The organism is Planctomycetota bacterium, from assembly GCA_038746835.1.
GTDB lineage: Bacteria > Planctomycetota > Phycisphaerae > Tepidisphaerales > Tepidisphaeraceae > JBCDKH01.
On sequence record JBCDKH010000229.1, the window covers coordinates 1 to 5,158 of the forward strand.

The window sequence follows — 5,158 nt, forward strand, 5'->3', positions numbered from 1 at the left end:
ATGGCTAATGGTTGAGCCATAACTGTGAGGAAGGCGCTAGTGAGCCATTTTGAGACACGGCGCACAAGATTTTGAGACGCCACGCCCTCCCATCATCTGCTAAGTTCGCAAGAACCCGCGAGGAGGACTGGGAGAAAAGCATGCCAAGCACGAGATCCGCACGCGCCATCGTCATCGCCGCCACCTTCCTCGCCACTTCGTCGGCAGGGGCGGCCGTTTTCGACGACGGCGGCACGACCATCATCAATTCGACCGTTAATGACTTCATCGAAGTCTCCGACGGTCCAGGCGGGCTGCCGACGACGGTCATCTTCGAGCCCGGTGCCAACATCACGCAGGCAGACTCGGTCGGCGACTCGGTCTTTGCCACCGGTAACTCCAGCGTCATCGTCAACGGCGGCCAGTTCGTCGAAGACGTGACCGGGCTCGATGATTCGTCAATCACGGTCAACGGCGGCACTCTCGGCGACGATTTGCTCGGCTTCACCAACGCCACACTCGTCATGACGGGCGGTAGCGTTGCTGACGATGCTGAGATCTACGATACTGGCTCGTTCGTTGTCAGTGGCGGCGTCGTCGGGGAGGACCTTGAGGCGTTCGACGACAGCTCGCTGACATTCAGCGGTGGGACCGTCAACAACTTTCTGGCCGCTTTGGATAACTCGACCGTCGCGATGACCGGCGGAAATGTCAGCGACGGCGTCGCGGTGCTTGATAGTGCCGATTTCACCATCAGCGGCGGAACGGTGGCCAACAACGTCCGCGCTGAGGATGTTTCGACGGTCGTCATGACCGACGGCGACATCGGAAACGACCTCGAAGCGATCAATGGCGCGGCAATCACCGTGACTGGCGGGTCGATCGGCTCGGATATCGAGGCCAGCCAGCTTGCAACGATCGACATCTTCGGTGGTGAGCTCGGCACGACCGGCGTGTTCGACAACGGAATCGCCAGCGGCGGAGACGCCGTGATCACGCTGTATGGACCCGAATTCCAGATCGACGGCTCACCCGCTGCCTTTGGCAACATCAGTCAGATCTTCGGCACCCTGTCCGGCACCCTTTCCGACGGCAGCACGTTCGATATGCCGTTCGTGAGGGTGAATGAAGGCTTTTTCGGTGGCTTCCGCGGCGAAATCGTTCTCGTCCAGCAGGCGATCCCTGAGCCCGTCGCGTCTCTCGGCGGATTGATCGGACTTGGTCTGCTCGTTGCGAGGCGGCAGCGTTGCTAGTGAGGAGGAGCTCGGAAAATGAACATCTGCAAACCAGCCGTCGCATTCGGATTGGCCGTCGTTGCCACGTGCGCTGCGGCATCAGCGGCGATCACGGATTTCAACACGTGGACCCTCGTTGAGGATCCGCCCAACGCCAACTTGTCCGGGTCGGTCGACTCGGCCAGTCAGATCACGATGAGCGCCGACGGGGCCGTGCCGGACGCGACCGACATCGGCTACCAGAGTGTCAACGCCAACACCCCGGCCGGATCGACGTCCGGCTTCGCCTTCGACCCGACGGCCGACTTTGCCGTCGCGATCGACTACGACTGGTCGTTCGTCGACACCGTCGGCGGCAGTGGGATCGGCTTCGGCATCGGCGAGGATGGTGCCGGTAGCAACTCTGCGGGCGTGGCCATCGGTGCGTTTGACGACGCCGTCGGTCCGGCGGGCGGTGCGGCACGCGTGAACGACGTCACGATTTCCCCGACGCCGCTGATTCAGCTGTTCGCCAGTGCGACTGGCAGCATGCACATCAGCTATTCGGCGAGCACGGGCGACATCGTGGTCGGCACCGGCACGGTCGGCGCGAGCGCGCCTTCGCAGAGCGCCACCTTCGACGGCGCGACGGTCTACGACCTCTGGAACGCCGACGGCGACGACGACCTGTTGGTGGTTTCGCTCTTTCTGCGGAGCGTGGGTGCCTTCACCCCTGCTTTGACGTCCGGCAGCACGACCGCTGTCTTCAGCGATTTGCGTGTGATCAGCGGAACGCCGGTCGCCATCCCCGAGCCGACGAGCCTGGCAATGCTCGCCGTCGGCGGACTGCTGATCGCTCGACGGCGTCGGTGATGTTGTCCGAAACGCCGACTCAACTTTGAGACGCACGGCGCGCGATTTTGAGACGCGTAGCCCTTGGCTGATCCTTCGGAACCGGCCAACCTCCTAGGCATGATGGAGAGAATGCTGCAGTCTGCCGTGCTGGTCGCTTGCGCGGCCTTGACGATCCCCGCCCCGTCGCAGGCCGGGGTCGTGGAGACGGGCGAGGTCGTCGTTTTCGCGAACCGGATCGCGTACGGCCCAACGGGCTTCGGCACACTTTTGATCGACGACGGTTTCCTCTACAACTCCGCCAGCCAAGCCGCCACGGGCCAGGCCGATGTCGCGGTGACCCTCGCCGAGAACGGCGGCTCCGCGTTCGCCACCGTCACCGGGTCGCAGACGCGGATGGAGGTCACCGCCAACCTGACCATCGGTGGCAACGGCGGCAACGCGCTGATGGGGATCCTCGACGGCGCAGGGGTCGATGTCACCGGCCGAACCGTCATCGACATCACCGTCCCTCCTCTTGGCGGGCTGACCGGCGGGCTGCTCGTTTCCGGCACCGACGCGTTGTTCGCTGGCGGTAACCTCGACTTCGAGCTCCGCCGCGGGCTCGTCGTCGTCGAAGACAACGCTCTGCTCATCGCCCTGACACAGAACGACGATGCGACGTATCTCGGCGGCGTCCCCGGCACCACCGCGGAGCTCATTGTGCGTAGCGGCGGCACCTTCGATGCAAGCGCCACCGTTTCCAACACGGACGGCGACGTCTTCATCGGCGAGGACACCAACGGCCAGAAAGGCCAAGCGATCGTCACCATCGAGAGCGGCGGCCGATTCCTCGCCGACGACGTGTTCATCCGCAGCTCTGACGCCAACCCCGCGTCGATCACCCTCAGCGGCGCTGACAGCCTTTTCGAGGCCTCTCGGCAGCTGCAGCAGACTGGCTCGGGCTCGTCGACGATCCGCGTGAGCGACGGTGCGGCTCTGTCGACGCAGAACTATCAGCTCGGCTTCGATGGCAATCACCAGGCCACCGTCGAAACCGGCGGCTCGATCGTCGCGACCGGCAACATCCAGGTCGGACGCAACGGAGGCGTCGGCCGTCTCAATCTCACCGGTGCCGGCACGACCGCCTCTGGTAACAGCAACGTCAGCGTCGGCTGGATTGGCTCCGGCAGCAACGGCATCATCGACATCGGCCGAGGCGCGACCCTCACCGCGAACGGACAGGGCTTTCGCCTCGGTCAGGGCGACAACCTCGCCCAGGTCATCTTCCGCATCGGCGACGACGGCACTGGCGAAATCGAAAGTGGTCAGGTCATCGCGACCGAGCTCCGCTTCGGAATGGGCACCGCGCTCTTCGACCTCCAGCTCGATCCAGGCGTCACCCTCTCCATCGGCGACAAGTTCGTTCTGATCGACTACGAGACACTCCGATTCGACTTGCCCGATCAGGGCTTTGCCAGCCTCCCGGACAACAGCATCATCACCCGCAGCGGTTACGACTTCCGAGTTCGCTACTCAGACGACCTCGGCGGCGGCGATCTGGCCTTCACCGTCACGGTCATCCCTGAGCCTCTCGCCGCCCTGGGCGGGTTCGCCGGTGTCGCCCTCATCGGCCTGCGTCGGCGATCGGCCGTTTGAGTCGCGGCTCGCTTGGTCAGCGAACTAAGCATGACTGACGGGTTTGTAGGGGCACGCCATTCGTCCTGCTGGATGGTCGAGCGACTCACTGGGCGCTTCCCCGAGAGTCTGCTCTTTTTTCTTCACACGGGCGGTGCTTTCGCTAGGGTCGGGCGGAGCCGCGGACGCTTTGTCCGAGGGTTGAGATCCATGCAGCAGTCAACACGTCTGACCATCGTCTACCTCCCCGCACTGGCTGGGCTTTTCGCAAGCGCGTCGCTTGCCGGTGTCACCGAGGTTGGCGACGTCACGGACACCGGCACGACCAAGATCGTCGGCGACACTGGCGTGGGCTCGTTCACCGTCGACAGCGGCGTTTCAGCGTTCGAAAACACCATGCGGTTTGGCGACTCGCCGACCGGCAACGGGACCGGCTTGGTCACTGGGGCGGGCACATCGCTCGAACTGACCAACGGCGTCCTCAACATCGCCAACGGCGGGACCGGGCTCTTCACCATTTCCGTCGGCGCCGGCGTGACGATCACGCGCGACCCCAGTGCCACAGGCTCCCAGGGCGGATTCCTGATCGGACAGCCCGCGGGGAGCATCGGGGAGCTGGTCGTGACGGGCGCAGGCTCCTCGCTGACCGGGTTTGGTCCAAGAGGCTGGATGGGCGGGGATGGCCAAGCGACCCTCACCGTTGAGGACAATGCCACCGTCCGTGCGTTTGGCCCGACGCAAAACAACCCGTCGTTCCGAGTGGCTCAAAACCCCGGCGGCCAAGCCACCATCAACGTGCGAAGTGGCGGCGAGCTCGACTTCACCGGCATGGGCAACGACGTCTTGTTCCTGCCAGAACGCGGTACCGCGACCGTCAACATCGAGAGTGGCGGGCAGCTACGAGCGGGACGCGTACGCGTCGCCCAGGTCGGTACGGCGTCGTCGGACATCAACATCACGGGAGCCGGCTCCGAGTTTCAGGCGGAGTTCTTCTTTGCGGCCCAAGACCCCGACACGGTGGTCACCGTCGACATCGAAGACCAGGGCAGGCTCGACGTCTCCGAATGGCTCTACATCGGGCAAGAAGGCACGGGCACGATGAACGTGTCGGGTGCCAGCACGGTGAACGTCGACCAAGACTTCTTCGTCGGAGGCGAGATCGGAGCAGTTGCCGGCAACGGTTCCGTCACGGTGACCGACGGCTCGTCTGTGACTGTCGGCGACGACCTCTACATCGGAACCGACATCTCGACGGGTGTCCTCTCGCTCTTCGGTGCCGATACAACACTCACGGTGGGCGACCGGCTCTACGTTGGCTGGGGCTTTGCAGGCTTCCCTGCGACGGGGACGCTTGAAGTCGGACGTGGTGCCGTCGTTGAGGCCACCGCCGGCGAAGGCCTCAACTACGCCGATGCCGGCGGCGACCAGGCGACGGGCCGATTCGTCATCGGCGACGATGGAACCGGAACCGTCTCCTCCGGCCTGATCGAGGCCAG

Annotated in this window: 4 protein-coding genes; all 4 read left to right on the forward strand. The window is 64.3% G+C overall.

Annotation, left to right across the window (positions count from 1 at the left end):
• Positions 1–140: 140 nt before the first annotated feature.
• Positions 141–1,232: a hypothetical protein gene (locus AAGI46_15545; GenBank protein MEM1013621.1), complete on the forward strand. Its 1,092-nt coding sequence runs from the start codon at positions 141–143 to the stop codon at positions 1,230–1,232.
• Positions 1,233–1,250: 18 nt separating this feature from the next.
• Positions 1,251–2,066: a PEP-CTERM sorting domain-containing protein gene (locus AAGI46_15550; GenBank protein MEM1013622.1), complete on the forward strand. Its 816-nt coding sequence runs from the start codon at positions 1,251–1,253 to the stop codon at positions 2,064–2,066.
• Between the two features lie 111 nt (positions 2,067–2,177).
• A complete protein-coding gene (locus AAGI46_15555; protein MEM1013623.1) occupies positions 2,178–3,683 on the forward strand; it encodes a hypothetical protein in 1,506 nt (501 codons plus the stop codon).
• Positions 3,684–3,872: 189 nt separating this feature from the next.
• A partial coding sequence (locus AAGI46_15560; protein MEM1013624.1) for a hypothetical protein occupies positions 3,873–5,158 on the forward strand: 1,286 nt, incomplete at its 3' end.

Excerpts from the sequence above, each read along its gene's own strand:
- AAGI46_15545 (MEM1013621.1), top strand. The coding sequence starts at position 141 with ATGCCAAGCACGAGATCCGCACGCGCCATCGTCATCGCCGCCACCTTC.
- AAGI46_15555 (MEM1013623.1), top strand. The coding sequence starts at position 2,178 with ATGCTGCAGTCTGCCGTGCTGGTCGCTTGCGCGGCCTTGACGATCCCC.
- AAGI46_15550 (MEM1013622.1), top strand. The coding sequence starts at position 1,251 with ATGAACATCTGCAAACCAGCCGTCGCATTCGGATTGGCCGTCGTTGCC.